Origin of the sequence: Streptomyces spinoverrucosus (assembly GCF_006539505.1) — a bacterium.
In the GTDB taxonomy this organism is placed as follows: Bacteria; Actinomycetota; Actinomycetes; order Streptomycetales; family Streptomycetaceae; genus Streptomyces; species Streptomyces spinoverrucosus.
On record NZ_BJND01000175.1, the window covers coordinates 1 to 1,476 of the forward strand.

Genomic DNA, 1,476 nt, shown 5'->3' on the forward strand with positions numbered 1-1,476 from the left:
TACGAGGCTCAGCCCATCTCCTCCAGCGACTTGCCCTTCGTCTCCTTCACGAACTTCAGGACGAACGGGACGGAGAGCGCGGCGAAGACGGTGTAGATCACGTAGGTCACGGAGAGGTTCCAGTCGGCCAGCGACGGGAAGCTCGCGGTGATGGCCCAGTTGGCGATCCACTGCGCGGCGGCGGCCACGCCCAGGGCGGCGGCACGGATCCGGTTCGGGAACATCTCGCCGAGCATGACCCAGACGACCACACCCCACGACAGGGCGAAGAACAGGACGAAGATGTGGGCGGCGATCAGGGCGACCCAGCCCTGGGTGGCCGGGAGCCTGCCGTCGACGAGGTCGAAGGAGAACGCCCAGGCCTCCAGCGCGAGGCCGATCACCATGCCGACCGAACCGATGATCGCGAGCGGCCGGCGGCCGATGCGGTCGACGAAGATCATCGCGATGACGGTGCCGACGATGTTGATGATCGACGTGGTGAACGAGTAGAAGAACGAGTCCGTCGGGTCCACGCCGACCGACTGCCACAGCGTCGAGGAGTAGTAGAACGCGACGTTGATGCCGACGAACTGCTGGAAGACCGACAGGCCGATACCGACCCAGACGATCGGCTTGAAGAAGAAGCTGCCGCCGAGCAGGTCCTTGAACGTGGACCTGTGCTCGCTCTTCATGGCGTTCTCGATCTCGGCGACCCGGGCGTCGAGGTCGAGGTCGCGGCCCTCGACCTCGGAGAGGATCTCGCGGGCGCGGTCACGCTTGCCGACGGAGAGCAGGTAGCGCGGGGACTCGGGGATGGCGAAGGAGAGCAGGCCGTAGAGGATGGCCGGGACGACCATGACGCCGAGCATCAGCTGCCAGGCCTCCAGGCCCATCAGCTCACCGCGCTGGTCGCCGCCCGCGGCGTTCAGGATGCCCCAGTTGACCAGCTGCGAGACGGCGATGCCGACCACGATCGCGGCCTGCTGGAAGGAACCGAGCCGACCGCGGTACGCCGGCGGGGCGACCTCGGCGATGTAGGCCGGGCCGATCACGGAGGCCATGCCGATGGCGAAGCCGCCGACGATGCGCCAGAAGGCGAGGTCGTACAGCGAGAAGGGCAGCGCGGAGCCCACGGCGCTCACGGTGAACAGCACCGCGGCGATCTGCATGCACCGGATACGGCCGATGCGGTCGGCTATCCGGCCCGCCGTCGCGGCACCGATCGCGCAGCCGATCAGCGCGACGGCGATGACCTGAGCCAGCGCCGCGGAGCCGATGTCGTAACGGTCCCGGATGGCCTCGACGGCGCCGTTGATCACGGCGCTGTCGTAGCCGAACAGGAAGCCGCCCATCGCGGCCGCCGCCGCGATGAAGATGACGTGCCCGAGGTGTTCGGGCTGAGCCGACCTGGCTCCTGACTTGGGTGCCTGCGCTGTGCTGGTCACGTGTACTCCTCGGGCCACCGGCAACGCTGCCGGAGTGGGGTGAGCCCTC

1 protein-coding gene is annotated in these 1,476 nt (G+C 68.1%); it reads right to left on the minus strand.

Translation table 11 applies throughout. The annotated features are described in order from the left end of the window. Nucleotides 1-8: 8 nt before the first annotated feature. A complete protein-coding gene (locus SSP24_RS42365) occupies nt 9-1,427 on the minus strand; it encodes a sugar porter family MFS transporter (RefSeq protein ID WP_141316590.1) in 1,419 nt (472 codons plus the stop codon). Between the last annotated feature and the right edge of the window lie 49 nt (nt 1,428-1,476).